Source organism: Streptomyces apocyni (assembly GCF_009739465.1).
In the GTDB taxonomy this organism is placed as follows: Bacteria; Actinomycetota; Actinomycetes; order Streptomycetales; family Streptomycetaceae; genus Streptomyces; species Streptomyces apocyni.
Map to the genome: position 1 here is coordinate 185,600 of NZ_WHOM01000040.1, position 19,030 is coordinate 204,629.

15 protein-coding genes are annotated in these 19,030 nt (G+C 70.4%); 11 read left to right on the forward strand and 4 right to left on the reverse strand.

Features of this window, described 5'->3' with window-relative positions; all coding sequences use genetic code 11:
• Positions 1 to 5 precede the first annotated feature (5 nt).
• Positions 6 to 1,487: a hypothetical protein gene (locus tag GCN81_RS08155; protein ID WP_156723165.1), complete on the reverse strand. Its 1,482-nt coding sequence runs from the start codon at positions 1,485 to 1,487 to the stop codon at positions 6 to 8.
• A 375-nt stretch (positions 1,488 to 1,862) separates the two neighbouring features.
• On the opposite strand from GCN81_RS08155, the gene GCN81_RS08160 reads away from it, so the two are divergent.
• Positions 1,863 to 2,690 carry a class I SAM-dependent methyltransferase gene (locus GCN81_RS08160; RefSeq protein ID WP_156723167.1) on the forward strand — a complete coding sequence of 276 codons (828 nt, stop codon included), beginning with the start codon at positions 1,863 to 1,865 and terminating at the stop codon, positions 2,688 to 2,690.
• Between the two features lie 37 nt (positions 2,691 to 2,727).
• Here the strand turns inward: GCN81_RS08160 and GCN81_RS08165 are convergent, their stop codons facing one another.
• The gene (locus tag GCN81_RS08165; protein WP_156723169.1) at positions 2,728 to 3,105 is read right to left on the reverse strand and encodes a hypothetical protein; all 378 of its coding nucleotides are present in this window, start codon (positions 3,103 to 3,105) and stop codon (positions 2,728 to 2,730) included.
• A 601-nt stretch (positions 3,106 to 3,706) separates the two neighbouring features.
• Here GCN81_RS08165 and GCN81_RS08170 point away from each other — a divergent pair.
• The 3 genes from GCN81_RS08170 (at position 3,707) to GCN81_RS08180 (ending at position 6,741) form a co-directional block, all read left to right on the forward strand.
• Positions 3,707 to 4,504, forward strand: coding sequence for a calcium-binding protein (locus tag GCN81_RS08170; RefSeq protein ID WP_156723171.1), 798 nt, complete (start codon positions 3,707 to 3,709; stop codon positions 4,502 to 4,504).
• Positions 4,505 to 4,927: 423 nt separating this feature from the next.
• The gene (locus GCN81_RS08175) at positions 4,928 to 5,602 is read left to right on the forward strand and encodes an RNA polymerase sigma factor (protein ID WP_156723173.1); all 675 of its coding nucleotides are present in this window, start codon (positions 4,928 to 4,930) and stop codon (positions 5,600 to 5,602) included.
• Positions 5,602 to 6,741 (forward strand): hypothetical protein, encoded by a 1,140-nt coding sequence (locus tag GCN81_RS08180; protein WP_156723175.1) that lies wholly within the window; start codon positions 5,602 to 5,604, stop codon positions 6,739 to 6,741. Before GCN81_RS08175 ends, GCN81_RS08180 begins: the two co-directional genes overlap by 1 nt.
• A gap of 169 nt (positions 6,742 to 6,910) precedes the next feature.
• Here the strand turns inward: GCN81_RS08180 and GCN81_RS08185 are convergent, their stop codons facing one another.
• Positions 6,911 to 7,837, reverse strand: a complete 927-nt coding sequence (locus GCN81_RS08185) for a L,D-transpeptidase family protein (RefSeq protein ID WP_156723176.1) — start codon at positions 7,835 to 7,837, stop codon at positions 6,911 to 6,913.
• Between the two features lie 194 nt (positions 7,838 to 8,031).
• Here GCN81_RS08185 and GCN81_RS08190 point away from each other — a divergent pair, with 194 nt between their 5' ends.
• Positions 8,032 to 9,615 (forward strand): acyl-CoA mutase large subunit family protein, encoded by a 1,584-nt coding sequence (locus GCN81_RS08190; RefSeq protein ID WP_156723178.1) that lies wholly within the window; start codon positions 8,032 to 8,034, stop codon positions 9,613 to 9,615.
• A gap of 12 nt (positions 9,616 to 9,627) precedes the next feature.
• On the opposite strand, the gene GCN81_RS08195 is transcribed toward GCN81_RS08190, so the two are convergent.
• Positions 9,628 to 10,833, reverse strand: coding sequence for an acyltransferase family protein (locus GCN81_RS08195; protein WP_156723181.1), 1,206 nt, complete (start codon positions 10,831 to 10,833; stop codon positions 9,628 to 9,630).
• 243 nt (positions 10,834 to 11,076) lie between these two features.
• On the opposite strand from GCN81_RS08195, the gene GCN81_RS08200 reads away from it, so the two are divergent.
• The 6 genes from GCN81_RS08200 to GCN81_RS08230 all read left to right on the forward strand — a co-directional run bounded on the left by GCN81_RS08200 (position 11,077) and on the right by GCN81_RS08230 (position 18,837).
• Complete coding sequence (locus GCN81_RS08200) at positions 11,077 to 12,390, forward strand: DUF6716 putative glycosyltransferase (protein WP_156723183.1); 1,314 nt, start codon at positions 11,077 to 11,079, stop codon at positions 12,388 to 12,390.
• A 100-nt stretch (positions 12,391 to 12,490) separates the two neighbouring features.
• Positions 12,491 to 13,930, forward strand: a complete 1,440-nt coding sequence (locus GCN81_RS32260) for an acylneuraminate cytidylyltransferase (RefSeq protein ID WP_231626524.1) — start codon at positions 12,491 to 12,493, stop codon at positions 13,928 to 13,930.
• 78 nt (positions 13,931 to 14,008) lie between these two features.
• On the forward strand, positions 14,009 to 14,950 hold the full coding sequence (locus GCN81_RS08215; RefSeq protein ID WP_156723184.1) for an N-acetylneuraminate synthase family protein: 942 nt from the start codon (positions 14,009 to 14,011) through the stop codon (positions 14,948 to 14,950).
• 24 nt (positions 14,951 to 14,974) lie between these two features.
• The gene (locus GCN81_RS08220; RefSeq protein WP_231626491.1) at positions 14,975 to 16,138 is read left to right on the forward strand and encodes a hypothetical protein; all 1,164 of its coding nucleotides are present in this window, start codon (positions 14,975 to 14,977) and stop codon (positions 16,136 to 16,138) included.
• A 136-nt stretch (positions 16,139 to 16,274) separates the two neighbouring features.
• A complete protein-coding gene (locus tag GCN81_RS08225) occupies positions 16,275 to 17,558 on the forward strand; it encodes an amidohydrolase (RefSeq protein ID WP_231626493.1) in 1,284 nt (427 codons plus the stop codon).
• Between the two features lie 214 nt (positions 17,559 to 17,772).
• Complete coding sequence (locus GCN81_RS08230) at positions 17,773 to 18,837, forward strand: BMP family lipoprotein (protein ID WP_156723188.1); 1,065 nt, start codon at positions 17,773 to 17,775, stop codon at positions 18,835 to 18,837.
• Positions 18,838 to 19,030 lie beyond the last annotated feature (193 nt).

The window sequence follows — 19,030 nt, forward strand, 5'->3', positions numbered from 1 at the left end:
TCACCTCATCGAGCCGGTGCCTGACCCAGCGGGGACGCCGTGGGAGACAGGTAGGCACGGAGGCCAGTCCGGTGGTGCAGGTCCGGGAGCGGGTGGACGCGCCAGCGGCGGGCGTAGGCCGGGGGAGGCCGCTCGTCGGAGCGCAGGACGGCGACCGGCCGCTGCCGGGCCATGGCGGCGAGTCCGCCGGGCGTGATGCTCTCGTCGTGACCGCTGGGCTGGCGGGAGGCGCAGCCGATGTCGAACGCGACCCGGATGGCCTCCTCCCCTGTGATCACGCACGGCGGGCGTACGCCCTGCGCGCGCAGTTCGGCGGCGACGCGGTTCTGGTCGGCGATATAGCCACGTACGCGGTGCGTCGTACTGTCGAGGATCCGGAACTGGACCGCCAGATGCGCGGCGACCGCCACGGCGACGAGCGCTACGGCGGCCCGGCGCCACCGCGGCCGGACCCGCGAGACGCGGACCAGGCACTGCGCCACCGGCAGGCTCAGCAGGGCGTACGCGGGCAGCAGGAAGCGCGGCGCCGCGTAGCCGACGGTGAACAAGTACGGTGCGGCCAGCGCCAGTCCGGTACCGGTCGCGAGGACGATGGCGGCCCGGTGCCGGGTGCGGGCCGCCGCCCATACGCCGCCCGCGACGAGCAACGGCAGTGCGAGGAACCACACACTGGTGACGGGGTGCTGCCAGGGCACGTCGCAGGGGCGGCACAGGGTGCGGCCGCTCAGCGCGCGTACGTGGTCGTCGATGGCGAAGTACGCGCCCAGGTGCCCCTGGATGTCGCTGGCGCGCCGCAGCCGCGCGAAGAGGCCGCCGTACCGTACGTACGCCTCGATGACCCAACCGGCCCAGCCGATCGCCAGGCCCGTAGCGAGCATGAGGAGCAGCAGCACCTGGCGCCGCACCCGCATCAGCAGGGCCGCCACCGCGAGCGGCAGGGCCAGCCATACCGCGTCGGTGGGACGCATGAGCGAGGCGAGTCCGACCCCCGCGGCCACGCCGGTCAGCACCCAGGGGCCGGGTCGGCGGGCGGCGCGCAGGAAGCAGCCGACGGCGATGAGCGCCCCGTACGCGACCCAGAGGTTGGGCATCACCTGCGGGCCGTAGAACATCGTGATCCACAGGCTCGCGAACAGCGCCCCGGCGACCGCGAGTACGGGAGTGGGAAGCATCCGCCGCCACACCCACAGCGCGCTGAACAACGCGCCGCCGGAGAGCAGTGCCAGGTAGACGCGCAGCGCCAGGGTGGAGGTGGTCACCGCCGTGACGGGGGCGACGAGGAAGGTGACACCCCGGGCACGCGGCGCGCTGAAGAACGCCGCCGGGGCCTGCGGGCTGACCTGGCTGACGTACACCGTCTCGTCCCAGCCCAGCCCCAGACCCGGCACCACCAGGACGAGCTGGACGAGCGTGAAGGCGGCGGCGACGGCCGTCAGCCACAGCACTGGCCGGGCGGCCGCGCCGGGTTTGAGGGCGCGCCGCCGCACACCGTGTCCTAGGCGGCCCGGGTGTCCTCGGCGGCCTCGGCCGCCTCGCGTCTGTTCTCGCTGTGCGTCATCCGGCACCTCTTGTCGCGAGCCGGAGATCAAACGTGGCTCCTGGATGGTCCGGTCTCCTTCGACGTCGACGGTCCGGCCGATGACGGCGCCCGCGGCGTGTGCCCGCGGCTGGTGTCCGCTCCTGCACGCTGCCGGTGGTTGTGGTGCCTCACCAGGCCGGTGAGGCACTCGGCCGAGCGGTTATTCCCGAAGGAGTGAGGGCGAGCCGGGGAGCCTCCACGGAAGACAGGCTGTGTCGGCCCCCCGTGGTTACCATCCGGACAGGTGATGCCTACGGACCGGACGGAAGGCACGGAGACCCTCATGCCCAGCTCATCGGCCGCGCCCCTGTCGACGAACCGTTCGCGGCTGGGGTACAAGGTGCGTTACGCACTGCGTCATCCACAGCGTGTGGTGCCCTACCTGCGCCGGTCGGCGAGGGACGGCTGGCTGCGGTTCCGGCACCGCGGGAGTCACGTCGCGTACTACCGGGCGGTGATGGCGTCGGACGCCGCGCGCAGTCCCGAGGCCGCGGTCGGCGGCGGGCCGTCGCACGCGCGCTGGCTGGCCATCGGGCAGATGCAGTACGACTACCTGCTGGGGCATGGGCTGAAGCCGCAGGACCGGGTGCTGGAGATCGGGTGCGGCAATCTGCGCGCCGGGTGGCGGTTCATCGAGTACCTGGAGCCCGGGCACTACTTCGGGATCGACATCTCGCCCGAGATCCTCATCGAGGCGAAGAAGACCCTGGTCCGGTACGACCTCCAGCAGAAGGTGCCGCATCTCACCCCCGTCGCGGACCTGACGCTGGACTTCCTTCCCGACGGGTACTTCACGGTGGTGCACGCGCACAGCGTGTTCTCGCACTCGCCGCTGGAGGTCATCGACGAATGCCTCTCCCACGTCGGACGGGTGCTGGCCCCTGACGGCTTCTTCGACTTCACCTTCGACCGCACCGAGGGCACCGAACACCAGGTGCTCGGCGAGGACTTCTACTACCGTCCCCGGACGCTGATCCAGCTCGCCGAGAAGCACGGCCTGAGCGCCCGCTTCATGGACGACTGGGAGCGACTGCCGCACGGCCAGTCCAAGCTCCGGGTCACGCACCCCGCGCCTCTGACCAGCTGCCGGGACGGCGCGGCCGCCGAGTGAGTTCGCACACTGTCCGGGTAGGTGGAGCCCCACTTGATCACAGTGGGGGTGGGGTCGCCTCCTTGGATACCTTCGTCACCTCGAAGTGCTTGCAACCGTAGCCATTCATGGCGCCCTTCAAGACGAGTGGATCTCCTTCAGGGGCGTCTGCCGTGAGATCCGTCATGCCGTAACCAGCGGGTTTATCGATCCAGTAGTCCCCGTTGAGTACGAAGGTGTCACTGGTGAAGCTTCCTTTTGAGGCGTATTGCCCCAGAGGGCTGCCCGCGTTTCCATCCTTGGGGTAGAAGATCACGGTCGCCCGCAATCCACCCTCACCCACCTCGGGGTCGCTCACGATGACCAGCCGCACTCCCTTGACGTCGTCGCATCGGTAGGAGCCTTCCCAGGTTCCCACCATCACGGGATCGCCCACTACGCCAGGGGCGCTCGGGGGCGGCGCGGATTGAACGGTACTCGGAGAACCCGAGGCGCTCGGGGGCGCTGACTGGGCGACCGACTGAGTGCCACTCGGAGATTCCGATGCGCTCGGCGGCGCACCCTTTTCCTCGGTGGAATCGCCGTTTCCTAACAGGCCGAACACTCCGGTTACGGCTGCGGCGCTGATAGTCCCCACTGCGGTAATTATCGCAACGACCACGGCAATTCGAGCCGTTCGATTCGAAGAACCTTCGGAGTCTGAATCCGCCACCCGTCTCCCCCTCTCGGCGTAGACCAGATTCCCAGGCCGGTGCGATTGAAAACCTCAGTGGAGGTTCCGGCGTGAGGCGTGTGCGGCGAGGTGCGGCATGCGTGGGCGGCGCCGTCGGCCTGCGCCTCCGGCACTGGGCAGGCTCAAGAAGCCACTATCCCGCCGTCCTGAAACCTGGCGTGATCGGTCCGTCACAAGCTGTTCCCGACACGGCACGATACACATCGCTGGGGCGTAGCCCGAGCTGCTTCCGGCAGCGGAAAGCGGGAGAGCCCCAGTGGCCCGTCCCAACCAAAGTCCTGTGTTCAACCTGAAGGGAAATCTGATGAGCACTACGAGACAGGCTCTTGTCGTGACCATGCTGGCCGGTGCGATGGCTTTCACGCTGCCGACGGCGGCGCATGCCGCGCCAGCGGCGAAATGCAACGGTGTGGCTGCCGACATCGTCGGCACGGACGGCAGCGACCGGATCGTGCTGAACTCCGACAGCCGCCTGGTGGTCTCCACCGGAGCTGGCAACGACGTCATCATCCTCGGCGGCGCCGGTAACCACATCATCTGTGCCGGAGCCGGTGCGGACACGGTCATCGGGGGCAGTGGCGCTGACTGGATCAACGGGGGGCGAGGCAGGGACCACATCGAGGGCCGGGGCGGCGCTGACACCGTTTTCGGCGGCGTCGGCCCAGACACCGTGCTCGGCGGTGCGGGCAACGACCGCCTCATCGGGGGCGCCGGAGCCGACACCCTGGACGGGGGTGCCGGCGCCGACTTAATCGACGGCCGAGCAGGTGCCGACCGGATTTCCGGTGGCGGGGGCGGCGACACGCTCTATGGCAGGGCGGGGGTCGACCGGATCTCTGGTGGCGCGGGCCCGGACACCATCTACGGCGGGGCCGGGCCCGACACCCTCAACGGCGGCGCCGGACCGGATGTTCTCCATGGCCAGGCAGGCGCCGACGACCTTGACGGCGGTGCGGGCAACGACCGACTTCACGGTGGCGGCGGCAACGATCTGCTGACCGATCCCTCTGGTGCGGGCGACTTCGGCAACGGAGGGCCGGGCGTAGCCGACCGATGCGACATCCGGATCGAGACCCGGGCGAACTGCGAGACGCTCTTCTGAGTCCTGCGGTCGCGGTTCGTGCTGTCCGGGGCGAGGGTGCGTTCCGCTGAGTGAGCGTTCTCGGAGTGGCCACTGATCGGATCGCTGGCCCCGGGAACGGCGCGGCGCACCGGCCTTGGCCGGATGGGCGGACTCCCGGACGCGCTGGTCACGCGGTGGGCCATGGCGGCGAGCGACCTTCCGCATAACCCCAGTTCAGGCCATAGAGATGAGGATGCGCGGTCGGGGCCGCCACCCCCCACAGGAGAGGCCCCGACCGACGCACGGTACGGACCGTGTGACGGCCCGTACTCCCTTCAGCGCCGTGCGTGCGTTTTCTGTCACACCCCGCTTGGCGACCATGTTGTTGCATGTTGTACAAACATGGACGGACGGCGCATCAGGCCGTACCGTTCTGCATCGCGCCGGGCTAGGGAGAAGTTAGTGCTGGGGGACGACGCGGAGCTGACCACCGCGGTGCTCGCGGCACAGGGCGGGGACGAGAGTGGGTTCCGTTCTGTGTACCGCGCTGTGCACCCGCGGCTCCTGGGGTACGTGCGGACACTCGTCGGCGACGTCGACGCCGAGGACGTGACGTCGGAGGCCTGGCTACAGATCGCCCGCGACCTCGACCGGTTCGACGGCGACGCGGACCGGTTCCGCGGCTGGGCGGCCCGTATCGCCCGCAACCGCGCGCTCGACCACATCCGGATGCGCAGCCGCCGCCCCGCCGTCGGCGGCGACGAGACGGAGCTCACCGTGAAGCCCGGTGACGCGGACACCGCGGGCGAGGCACTGGAGGCCCTCGCCACCGGCGACACCTTCGCGCTGATATCCCAGCTGCCCCAGGACCAGGCCGAGGCCGTCGTCCTGCGCGTGGTCGTCGGCCTCGACGCGAAGAGCGCGGCGGAGACGCTGGGCAAGCGTCCCGGTGCCGTACGCACCTCCGCGCACCGCGGCCTCAAGCGCCTCGCGGAGCTGCTCGGTGAGGCAGCTGACGACGCCGAAGGGCTGGCCGCCGTACCGCCGCAGCGGGGGCGCGACGGGCACCCGGCGAGCTCTCCGGCGGGCCCCGATGGTGTGACGCATTCGCGTTCGCGGACGCAGAAGGACATGTGATGGCCGAGGAGTACGACAAGTGGCTGGACGAGGACGCCGCGGAGCTTTTGCTGCGCGGCGAGCCCCTCGACGCCGTACTCGACGCCTCGGACACCTCTTCGCGGATGCGAGCCCAGCGGCTCGCCGAGGCACTCGGTGCCGCGCGCGGCGGACTGCCGCCGCACGGCGAGCCCCCAGCCGGTGAGGTGCCTGGAGAGGCCGCCGCGCTGGCCGCGTTCCGGCAGGCTCGCGCGGCAGCCGCCGCCGCTCCCGGCGCCGCCGCTCCCGGTTCCGTCGTGGGCAACCCCTCCGACGGGCTGCCAGCCCGTGCCCACTGGGGCCTGCGGCGGCGCGGCGCCCGCCGCCTGCCCGTCGTGCGCTTCGCGGCCGCCGCGGCGCTCGCCGCCTGCACGCTCGGCGGCGTCGCCGTCGCGGCCGGCACCGGAGTGCTGCCCACGCCGTTTGACGGCGGAGGCGGCACCAGCGGCGAGCCGAAGCCCGGCGCCTCCGTCTCGGTGGCCGGCACACCCCCGTCCCACGTCTCGCCGCACCCGAGCCAGCCGCACCCCGTCGAGAGCGACGGCGACGACACCGACGATGCCCCGTCCAGCGGCGGCAGTACGGAGCCCACCGCACCCGACGGCCGTACGGAATCCCCGGCGCCCGGCGCCAGCACCCCAGACGACGACCAGCAGGACCAGCGGGGCGAGCAGGACCAGCAGGGCGGCCCCAGCACCAGGAAGCCCGACCCGACCGACGAGCTCACCCCCGAGCAGAAGCGCGACCTGTACCAGCGGGTGGTCAGCGTCTGCCGCGACTACCAGAGCGGCAAGCCACTGGCCGCGGACAAGCGGCGCCTCCTTGAGCGTGCGGCCAACGGCGCCGGGAACGTGGCGAAGCTCTGCGACCGCGCCCTCGCGGCACAGGGCGGCGGCAGCGACGGTGCTCCTCGTAACGACGGCGCCGACGCCGACGACAAGGACAAGCGCGGCAGTGGCGGGCCCGGCGCTGACCGTCGCCCCGCGCCCCAGACCAGCCGAGGCGCGGGCAAGGACCAGGTGGACACCGCCGAACGGAGCCTGGACGACGGCGGCTCCTCGGTCACCAGCCACCTCGGAACCGCCCCGGACGGGCTGGCCGTGGAGCCACTCAGCTCCTGATTTTCCGGGGGGTGTAACACTTTCGGCCCCCATGGCGCAGTATGAAGTGAGCCGACTGGTCATCGGCGATTGCACGAGCCGAGGTTCCCCCCGTACCCCCGGCTCTGTGCATCAGGCGAGGGTGGGACACGTTCCCCCGGTCCCACCCTCGCCCTCTGAGCACCCCGGGTCACCAGTAGATGACCACCCTGTCGCCCGTCCGCACTTGCGCGAAGAGGTCGGCGATCTTCTTCTCCTGGCGTACGTTCACGCAGCCGTGCGACGTCCCGCCGTAGCCGCGGTCCGCGAAGTCCGACGAGTAGTGCACCGCCTGGCCGCCGCTGAAGAACATCGCGTACGGCATCGGAGTGTCGTACAGCGTCGAGTGATGGTGCCGGGACTTCCAGTACACGGTGAACTCGCCGTCGCGCGTCGGTGTGTACTGCGAGCCGAACCGCACGTCCACCGTCGACAGGGCCCTGCCGTCGACCATCCACGTCAGGGTGCGGCTCTTCTTGCTGATGCACAGGACCCGGCCCTCCAGGCACCGCGGATCAGGCTTGGCGGGCGGCTGGTCGCCCGCCGCGTACCGCTCGAAGAAGCCTGGCTTACGGGTCATGTCGAGCAGCCGCCGCCAGCTGGCCTCGTCGGTCTCGCCGGTCGCGGGCAGGCCGCGCTTGGCCTGGAAGCCCTTGACCGCGGAGACCGTGGCCGCGTCGTACCGCCCGGTGGGCCCGGGCCCACCGAACCAGCCGATCTGCCGCAGCCGCGCCTGGAGCTCCCGTACGCGCTCGCCCTGATCACCCTCGGCGAGCAGGACCTTCAGGGCCGGGGCCGCCTTGGACCGCGCGGGGGCGGTGGTCGGGGCGGTCGTCGGACTGGCCGTCGGAGTGGCCGTCGGGGCGGTTGTCGGAGTCTTCGCGGGCCGCGTCCCCGGCGGGCTCGGCGGGCTCGGCGACGACGTCAGCGGTGGCGGTCGTTTGCCCCCCACCCCGTCCTCGCCGCCACCCGCCGCCCCGTCCACCACATCGGCCTTACAGCCCGTCACGACGGCCCCCACGGCGACCGCCACGACCGCCGTGGCAGACGCCCGACGGATCACGGCTCTTCCGCGCATGTGTTCCCCCCACTGCCGCTGCCCCCCCATACGGAGAGACTTCCCGCGCATCATGGAAGGCGAACGCGACGCGCCCACCCGGTGAGGTGCTTGTGAGCAAGGTCCCAGCGAGGTGACCTCCACCCGACGCGCCTCCGCCGCTACAGTCCGTCGCGAGGCCAACGATTACCGGCGAGTAGCAGGAGGCACAGCACATGGCGCGCGAGTCTGAGTCCGGACTGCCCATCGAGCCGGTCTACGGACCTGAGGCCCTGGGCGACGACTGGGACCCGGCCGAGAAGCTGGGCGAACCGGGCACGTACCCCTTCACCCGGGGTGTCTACCCGTCGATGTACACCGGGCGCCCCTGGACGATGCGTCAGTACGCGGGCTTCGGCACGGCCGTCGAGTCCAACGCCCGCTACAAGCAGCTGATCGCCAACGGCACGATGGGGCTCTCGGTCGCCTTCGACCTGCCGACCCAGATGGGCCATGACAGCGACGCGCCGATCGCGTCCGGCGAGGTCGGCAAGGTCGGTGTCGCCATCGACTCGATCGACGACATGCGGATTCTGTTCGGCGGCATTCCGCTGGACAAGGTCTCCACGTCGATGACGATCAACGCCCCCGGCGCGCTGCTGCTGCTCCTGTACCAGCTCGTCGGCGAGGAGCAGGGTGTCGCCGCCGACCAGCTCACCGGCACCATCCAGAACGATGTACTCAAGGAGTACATCGCCCGCGGCACGTACATCTTCCCGCCCAAGCCGTCACTGCGGCTGATCGCGGACATCTTCAAGTACTGCAAGGCCGAGATCCCGAAGTGGAACACCATCTCGATCTCCGGCTACCACATGGCCGAGGCGGGTGCCTCGCCCGCGCAGGAGATCGCGTTCACGCTCGCGGACGGCATCGAGTACGTCCGTACGGCGGTGGCGGCCGGAATGGACGTCGACGCCTTCGCGCCCCGGCTCTCCTTCTTCTTCGTCTCCCGTACGACGATCCTCGAAGAGGTCGCCAAGTTCCGTGCCGCGCGCCGGATCTGGGCGAAGGTGATGAGGGAGGAGTTCGGCGCCAAGAACCCCAAGTCGCTGATGCTGCGCTTCCACACGCAGACCGCGGGCGTCCAGCTCACCGCCCAGCAGCCCGAGGTCAATCTCGTACGGGTCGCGGTCCAGGGGCTGGCGGCGGTGCTCGGCGGTACGCAGTCGCTGCACACCAACTCCTTCGACGAGGCGATCGCGCTGCCGACGGACAAGTCGGCCCGGCTCGCGCTGCGCACCCAGCAGGTCCTGGCGTACGAGACCGATGTGACCGCCACCGTCGACCCGTTCGCGGGTTCGTACGTCGTCGAGAAGATGACCGACGACGTGGAGGCGGCCGCGCTGGACCTGATGGCGAGGGTCGAGGACCTCGGCGGCGCGGTCAGCGCCATCGAGCACGGCTTCCAGAAGAACGAGATCGAGCGCAGCGCGTACCGCATCGCCCAGGAGACCGACTCCGGCGAGCGCGTCGTGGTCGGCGTCAACCGCTTCCAGCTCGAAGAGGAGGAGCCGTACGAGCCGCTGCGCGTCGACCCCGCGATCGAGGCCCAGCAGGCCGAACGCCTGGCCAAGCTGCGCGCCGAGCGCGACCAGCGGGCGGTGGACGCGGCGCTGGCGGCGCTGCGGGACGCGGCCAGGGGCGACGCGAACGTGCTGTACCCGATGAAGGACGCGCTGAAGGCGCGGGCCACGGTGGGCGAGGTCTGCGACGCGCTGCGCGAGGTGTGGGGGACTTACGTCCCCACGGACGCGTTCTGAGCACCGGTCACGTCACGGGAAGGGGCGGCGTGGGGAAGCACCACCAGACGTCAGCCGCGCCCGCAGCAGCGGCGTGAGCCGCCGCTCCACGCCACGGTGCAGCGCCCAGGCCACCAGCAGCATCAGCGCCACCGTCACCGCGACCGTCACGGACGACGGAAGCCCGAGCCCCCGGTGCAGCAGACCGATCACCACCCAGCCCAGATGCTCGTGCACCAGGTAGAACGGGTACGTCAGCGCCCCCGCGGTGGTCAGCCAGCCCCAGTCCGCCCAGTCCAGCGCACCCAGCGCGATCGCCGCGACGGCCGCGAAACCGGCCGTGACGATCGCGATGGCGACCAGCGACGGGTGCGGCGGGTAGGCCGCCGCGTCAGCCCCGTCCATGAGCCGGTCAACGGCGTGGTGCTGGCCGGTCAGCCAACTGACCGCCACGATGCCCCAGGCGGTGACGTCCCGCCGGTTGCGGTACACCAGGTACAGCCCGATGCCGCCGATGAAGAACGGCGCGTGCTGCGGCATCACCACCAGCCGTAGCAGCTCGTGGTCCGCCTGCTCGGTGATCGCCGCGGCCAGCGTCCACACCGCGCAGAACAGCACGATGCGCTGTCTGTTGGCGCCCGGCAACATGACGCACAGCGCGAACAGGGCGTAAAACCGCAACTCCACCCAGAGCGTCCAGCACACCCCGAGCACCCGATCGGCGCCGAGTGGCTGTTGGAGCAGGGTGAGGTTGAGCAGCGCGTCGCTGGCCGAGACCGTCTCGTACGCCACCGAGGGGAGCGCGAAGACCACGGTGACCAGGACGACCGCCACCCAGTACGAGGGCAGCAGCCGCGCGGCCCGGGAGGCGAAGAAGGCGCGCAGGGGTTTGCCCCAGCCGCTCATACAGATCACGAAACCGCTGATCACGAAGAAGATCTGCACGCCCAGGTTGCCGAAGGCCAACCAGCCGTGCGCGGTGGGAAACTGAACCTGGGTCGAGGTACCCCAGGCGACGGCCACATCGCCGTCGCCCCGGCCGCCGTAGTGAAAGCCAGCGACCATCAGCGCGGCCAGCAGCCGCAGCGCGTCCAGCGCGCGCAGCCGGGGCGCGGACCGGGAGGCCGGGGCGCGGGTGTCCGGGGCGCGGGTGTTCTGTGCGCGGGTGTCCTGTGTACCGGTGGAACTCACTCCCGGAGAGGGCTTCGGGAGTGTGGTGTTGCCGAGGTCGCGCGTCACGGGAGCGTCATCCGCGGCGAGTCGAGGGGGAACAGAGGTATGACGAAGAGCTTCATTGAGGCGACGTTAGTCAGTCGACCGGCATTCGCATTGACCCGCGAGGAGATGCCTCGTGAACGATATGTGGACGGGTGGTTAACTCCCAGGTAAGCAAGGCTGGTTGGTTAATTGTCGAGGTGCTGTTAACCCTTTGTTGCGCCCGAGTTGGGCCATCCACGTGAATTCCTTTCTAGCTTCTTCGACGTGCCAGAAAGCAATGAACGAACGCAGCGCGTCGCCGTACTCGCCGATTCCGACACGCGTTGGAAGTGGGGGGCGCTCACCGCGCACCGGATCGCTCCGGAGAGCCGGCTCGACGGCCTCCTGCTCCGCGGCCGGGCCACGCCCACCGCGCGTCAGCTGGAGGAGGTCGGCGTCCAGGCGGACAGCCTGCGCGAGCTCACGTCGGCCGAGTTCCTCAGCGAGATGGAGCAGGACCCGGAGCAGTACGACGTGGTCGTGCTGGCGCTCGTCGGCGGCGGGGTGCAGGCGATGCTGCACGGGCTCGCCAAGGTCTGGCAGGGACGCGGGAGGCGCCCGGTACTCGTCACCGGCTATGTCGGCGTGGTGTACGAGAAGCTGGCCGACGGCCTGCTGCTGCGGCACGGCGCGGACATCGTGCTCGCCAACTCCCGCCAGGACGCGGAGCGTTTCCGCGCGGTGTACGAGGGGGTGGGCGCCAGCGCCGACAGCGTGGTGGAGGCCGCGCTGCCGTTCCTCGGCGGCGCCCCGCACCAGGACCACGACCCGTACACGGTCACCTTCGCGGTCCAGCCCTCCGTGCCGAAGACCCGTACGGACCGGCTGTACCTGCTGAACCGGATGGCGGACCACGCACGGGCGCATCCGGACCGCGAGGTCCTGATCAAGCTGCGCTCGCTGCCGGGTGAGCACACCACGCACGTGGAGAACCTGCCGTACCAGCGGCTGGCCGAGGATGTGGGCCTGCCGGACAACTGCCGTCTCGTCTACGGGAACATGGGCGAGGTACTCGACCGCACCTCGCTGCTCGTGACGGTCAGCTCCACGGCCGCGCTGGAGTCGCTGCACCGCCGTATCCCCACCGCCATCCTCACCGACCTCGGCGTACGCGAGCGGCTGGGCAACCACCACTTCATCGGCTCCGGCTGCCTGGCCTCCTGGGACCAGCTCGACCAGGGGCACATCCCGGAGCCGAACCCGGACTGGGTGGCGGTGCAGGGCGTCGCCGCCGACGGCGGGTACGAGAGCTGCTTCGACGCGGCCCGCAAGCGCATCGCCGAACTCCGCCAGGCCCCCGAACTGCCGCCTGTCGCCCCGTACTACAACCCGGTGACCGCCCCCGGATACCTGCCGTCGCTGCTGGCCAGGCACCGGCTCGCACCCGACGGCACCCCGCTGCCCCAGGCCCCCGAGCCGGTCGCGGCCCGGGGTATCCGGCACACCATGCGCAAGGTCACCCGCGGCGCGGCCCGCGGCGCCTACCGCTACGGGGCTCAGCGCGTGGCCCCCGCCCTGCGCCGCCTGGGCAAGTTGTGACCTCCCCAGCATCCCGGCCCCAGTATCCCGGGCCCCAGCACCCCGGCCTCAGGGCCCCGACGACGTCACCCCAGGCCCGCGAGGAGGCCACCCCATGAACATGAACCACCAGGAAGCGGACGTGAAGCCAAGACGCCGGGTACTCGCCGTGATCCCCGCGCGCGGCGGCTCCAAGGGCGTACCCGCCAAGAACCTCGCCCCGGTCAGCGGCCTACCGCTGGTCGCCAGGGCCGTACGGGAATGCCTGGCCGCCCGCCTGGTCACCGACGTCGTCGTCTCCACCGACGACCCGGCCATCGCGGACGTGGCCCGCACGGCAGGCGCCGACGTGGTGTTGCGCCCCGCCGCGATCGCCGGTGACACGGCCACCAGCGAGGCCGCGGTGCTGCACGCGATGGACGCCCACGAGTCGCTGCACGGCGCGTCGATGGACGTGGTGCTGCTGGTCCAGTGCACCAGCCCCTTCCTGGTCCGCGAGGACATCGACGGGGTCGCGGCGGAGGTCGTCGAGCACGGCGCCGACACCGCGCTGACGGTGGCCAGCTTCCACGGCTTCGTCTGGCGCGACAGCGCGGACGAACTCGCCCCGGAGGAACGGCCGGTACGGGCGGCCTCCGGCGCCGCCCAGGCCACCGGAACCGCCACCGCCGCCGCCACCTCCACCACGGGTGGATACGGCGTCAACCACGACAAGTCCTTCCGCCCCCGCCGCCAGGACCGCCCCCAGGACCTGCTGGAGACCGGCGCGGCCTACGCCATGGCGGCCGTCGGGTTCCGCGAGCACAAGCACCGGTTCTTCGGCCACACCGCGCTGGTACGGACCGACCCGGCCCGCGTCCTGGAGGTCGACGACCCGCACGACCTGGCCCGCGCCCGCGCCCTGGCCCCGCTGCTCGACCGAGCCGACACCACGGGCCCCACGGGCCCCACGGGCCCCACGGGCCCCACGGGCCCCACGGGCCCCACGGGCCCCACGGGCCCCACAGACTCCACCGGCCCCACCAGCCCCACCAGCCCTACCGGTCCCACGGACCTGGAGGAGCCCGCGTCCGCCCGCCCCACCGGCGACGACATCGACGCCGTGGTCATCGACTTCGACGGCACCCAGACCGACGACCGGGTGCTGATCGACGCCGACGGCCGCGAGATCGTCGCCGTACACCGTGGCGACGGACTCGGCATCGCGGCCCTGCGCAAGGCGGGCCTCAAGCTGCTGATCCTGTCCACCGAGCAGAACCCGGTCGTCGCGGCCCGCGCCAAGAAGCTCCAGATCCCCGTCCTGCACGGCATCGACCGCAAGGACCTCGCGCTCAAACAGTGGTGCGAGGAGCAGAGCGTCGCACCCGAGCGCGTCCTCTACGCGGGCAACGACGTCAACGACCTTCCCTGCTTCGGCCTGGTCGGCTGGCCGGTCGCGGTCGCCAGCGCCCACGACGTCGTACGGGACGCCGCCAGGTCCGTCACGACCACGGCGGGCGGCGACGGCGCCATCCGGGAGATCGCGACCTGGCTCCTCGGCCCGTCCCTGACGACCCCCTGACTTTCCCTCTCACCTCTTCTTTCTCTTCCTCTCTTCCCCACCTCTCAGCATCACCGAGCCACGTAAGGAACCCCCGCCATGAGCACGTCCACGTCCCGCCTCCGCACCCTCGGCAACAAGACCGCGGGCCCCGGCCGCCCCGTCTACATCACCGGCGAGATCGGCATCAACCACAACGGCGACCTTGAGAACGCCTTCAAGCTGATCGACGTGGCCGCCGAAGCGGGCTGCGACGCGGTCAAGTTCCAAAAGCGCACCCCGGAGATCTGCACCCCGCGCGACCAGTGGGACATCGAGCGCGACACCCCCTGGGGCCGGATGACGTACATCGACTACCGGCACCGCGTCGAGTTCAACGAGACCGACTACCAGGCCATCGACGAGCACTGCAAGAAGCGCGGCATCGACTGGTTCGCCTCCCCGTGGGACACCGAGGCCGTCGCCTTCCTGGAGAAGTTCGACATCCCCGCCCACAAGGTCGCCTCGGCCTCGCTCACCGACGACGAGCTGCTGCGCTCCCTGCGCGCCACCGGCCGCACGATCATCCTCTCCACCGGCATGTCGACCCCGAAGCAGATCCGCCACGCGGTCGAGGTCCTGGGCAGCGACAACATCCTGCTCTGCCACGCCACCTCCACGTACCCGGCGAAGGCCGAGGAGCTCAACCTGCGCGTCATCAACACGCTTCAGGGCGAGTTCCCGAACGTCCCGATCGGCTACTCGGGCCACGAGACGGGCCTGCAGACCACCCTCGCCGCCGTCGCGCTCGGCGCCACCTTCGTGGAGCGCCACATCACCCTGGACCGCGCCATGTGGGGCTCCGACCAGGCCGCGTCCGTCGAGCCGCAGGGCCTGTCGCGCCTGGTCCGCGACATCCGCACCATCGAGGCCTCGCTCGGCGACGGCGTCAAGAAGGTGTACGAGTCCGAGCTCGGCCCGATGAAGAAGCTCCGCCGCGTCAGCGGTGTGATCGCCGAGGCGGAGGCGCAGCTCACCGACCGCGAGCCGGCCGCGGTCTGACGGGCAGCCGGACACCTCACGGTGATGAACTCGCACGGACCCGCTGGCGCCCCCGAGCTCTCGGGGGCGCCAGCCCCGTCCGCTCGCCCCGCTGACCCGGCCGCAGCCGACCCGGCCGACACCCTCGCGTTCGTGGAGAGCCCGGTCCAGCTGCTCAACGTGCTGGAGTGGGCGCACACCGACGCCGCGTGCGAGGCTCCGTCCAGCGACCACCCCCGGGCTCGTACCGGCCTCACCCTCATCGTGCTGTCCCCGGTCGACCCCATGTCACGCGGCCAGCTGCGCCGGATGGCCGAGCTGGCGCGCGACGAGGGGCACACCGTGCGCTGGGAGGAGGCTCGGGGCGGCGCCAGCGCGCCGGTGAAGACCATCAGCGCGCTCACCCGGATGCTGCGCACCGCACGCCGGGTGGTCATCGGCGACCCGTTCTCGCGCTACGTGCAACTGCTGCTCACCCTCACCACCGCCCGCGACCTGGTCGTGGTCGACGACGGCACGGCGACCATGGAGTTCATCGCCCAACTCGCCAGCGGCGAGCGCCTGGTGCGCTGGCACCGGCGCGGCGGCCGCCCCGGCGCGCGGGACCTGGCCTTCGCGCCCTTCTCCGCTTCGGCCCGACGCCGTCTCATCCCGTCCGGCGAACGCACCGTCGAGATCTTCTCCTCCATGCCGATACCGACGGACGCCCCCACGGGTATCCGCGTCACCGAGAACGACTTCTCCTGGACTCGCTCCCGCTTCGGCCCGCCGAGGATCACCAAGAGCGCGGACCTGGTGGGCACTTCACTGGTCGAAACGGGCGTCGTCGACCGTGACCGCTACCTCGAAGCGGTCAGCCGACTCGCCCGCACCCACGGTGCGACGCGCTACTTCGCCCACCGTAGAGAGCTCCCCGAGAAGCTGCACGCGCTGTCTACCGCGACCGGACTAGAGGTGGTACGTCCCGACCTCCCGCTGGAGCTGATCGCTCGCCGAGGCCCCATCGGGCGTACGATCCTGAGCTTCCCGTCAACCGTGGTACACACCCTGCCCCGCGCGCTGGTCGGCACCGGCGTCGAGGTCGCGGTCTGTGATATCGACCCCAGCTGGCTGACGAACCACGCCTCGCCGCGCGCCCAGGGCTTCCTGTCCGGCGTCACCGGAACGGCCCGTGACGTGCATCGACTCCAGTCCGTACGCATGGCATAGACAGAGAGCGAACAAGAGGTCATACCCTCCAGGCAAGCGGCTCATGCGTGCCTCGACCCATTTTCTTACGCCAATCCGGATTAACTTTTGTTGATCGTGGGTGAGTTGGCCCATGCGTCGCTCTACCCTTCACAGGGTGAACCAACTGAAGTCGCGCGAGTCCGAAGCCGAGTCCGATACTGAGTCCGCGCCAGCGGAGGCACTCCCCGGCGCGCTGCCCGAGCCGCTGCGCGCCGAACTCATCGCCTTCCGCCGCGACTTGCATATGCACCCCGAACTCGGCAACCAGGAGTTCCGGACGACCGCGGCTCTCAAGGAACGCCTGGAACGCGCGGGGCTCAGACCCAGGGTCCTGGACACCGGCACCGGTCTGATGTGCGACATCGGCACGCACGCACGTACGCCCGAAGGAACGCACGACGGAACGCGCCCCATGCTCGCCCTCCGCGCCGACATCGACGCCCTGCCCATCCCGGACGCCAAGACCAGCAGCCCCTACCGGTCCACCGTCCCGGGCCGCGCCCACGCCTGCGGCCACGACGTGCACACCACCGCCGTGCTCGGCGCGGGCCTGGTCCTGGCCGAGCTCGACCGTGAGGGCCGCCTCCCCGCTCCCGTACGGCTGATCTTCCAGCCCGCCGAGGAGGTGCTGCCCGGCGGGGCGGCCGACGCCATCGAGTCCGGCGTCCTGGAGGGGGTCGGCCGGATCATCGCGGTGCACTGCGACCCACGGGTCGACGCCGGACGCATCGGACTACGCCACGGCCCGATCACCTCCGCCTGCGACCGCCTGGAGGTCTCCCTGGATGGCGCGGGCGGGCACACCGCGCGCCCGCACCTCACCACCGACCTGGTCACCGCCGCCGCCAAGGTCGTCACGGAGGTTCCCGCCCTGGTCTCGCGCCGGATCGACACACGCTCCGGGCTCGCCGTCACCTGGGGCCGGATCGAGGCAGGCCACGCCTGCAACGTCATCCCGCAGCACGCCGAGCTCTCCGGCACCGTCCGCTGCTTGGACCTGGCCGCCTGGCGACAGGCGCCGGACCTGGTGCACGCCGCCATCCAGGAGATCTCCGACCTGTACCGCGCCAAGTCGGAGATCAACTACATCCGTGGCGTCCCCCCGGTCGTCAACGACCCGGCCGTCACGGACCTGCTGCACGACGCCATGACGGCCCGCCGAGGGCCCCACGCGGTCGAGGGCACCGAACAGAGCCTCGGCGGCGAGGACTTCTCCTGGTACCTGGAGCACGTACCGGGCGCGATGGCCCGCCTGGGCGTGCGCACACCGGGCGAGCACACGGTCCGCGACCTCCACCAGGGCGACTTCGACGCAGACGAATCAGCCATCGAGGTCGGCGTCGAACTCTTCACCGCCGCGGCGCTCCTCGACGCGGAGACCAGGGGCCGAACTCGCTGACGGCGCGGCGTGGGCGCGCTGTCGCCCCCGCTTGTTCCCGCCCGGAACAAATGGTGACCTGCGGTTTTACCTCTCCGAAGCCAACTGGCACCTGTCCGAAACGCTTCGATTGGATAACAGGCTCTGAACCCCTCTTTACGCGACATCTACGCGCGTTAAGCTCCCGGTAAGTCAGCCCCGGTCGGGGCGCTTCCTTGAGTGAAGGGGACCCATCGTGCGCCGGGTGACCAAGATCGTCGTCAGTGGTGTAGCCACCACTGCTCTTGCCTTCGCTGCCACCGCGTGTGGCAACGACAGTGGTGACAAGTCCAGCAGCAGCTCGAACTCGAACGGGAAGGGCATCGGCCTCGCCTACGACGTCGGCGGCCGTGGTGACCAGTCGTTCAACGACGCGGCCGCCGCGGGCTTTGACAAGGCGAAGAAGGAATTCGACATCGGCGGCACCGAGAAGGAGCCGAAGGATGGCGAGTCCGACGCTGACAAGGTGCAGCGCCTGACCGAGATGGCGCGCCAGGGCTACAACCCGGTCATCGGTGTCGGCTTCGCGTACGCCAAGTCCATCGACGAGGTGGCCAAGAAGTTCCCGAAGACGAGCTTCGCGGTCGTCGACGACTCGTCGCTGCAGACCAAGAACGTCGCGAACCTGGTCTTCACCGAGGAGCAGGGTTCGTACCTGATGGGCGTGGTCGCCGCCAAGACCACCAAGACCGACACGGTCGGCTTCATCGGCGGTGTGGACACTCCGCTGATCAAGAAGTTCGAGGCCGGCTTCAAGCAGGGCGTCGCGGACACCAACTCCGATGTCACGGTGCTGACCGAGTACATCACGCAGATGCCCGACTTCAAGGGCTTCGCGGACCCGGCCGGTGGTAAGCGCATCGCCAGCGGCATGCTCTCCAAGAAGGCCGACGTCATCTACCCGGCGGCCGGTGGCTCCGGCGGCGGTGCCTTCGAGGCGATCAAGACCAAGGGCGACGCCTGGGGCCTCGGTGTCGACTCGGACCAGTACAAGATCCCGGCACTCTCGGGCGTCAAGGAGGTCATCCTGACCTCGATGCTCAAGAACGTCGAAGGCTCGGTGTACGACTTCGTCAAGTCGGTCCAGGACGGTAAGCCGCAGTCCGGCATCGTCTCCGCCGACCTGGCCCAGGACGGCGTCGGCTACTCCAAGTCGAACCCGGAGTTCGTCAAGATGACGGAGACCATCGCCGCGGTCGACGAGGCGAAGAAGAAGATCGCCGACGGCGAGATCAAGGTCGCGACCCAGCCCAAGAAGTAGTCCCAGGGCTCAGCGAGAAGTAGCCCGAGGGCTCAGGGAGCAGCTCCCAGGGCTCAGCGGGCCGACCCTCCAGGGGACTTGATCCCCTGGAGGGTGTTCGCGCCTTTTCTCGTTAACTCTACGCGCGTAGCATGTGCATGACAGGATACGGTCCCCCCGGCGGTTCCCGCAGTGAGGCCCGTACGAGTCCTGA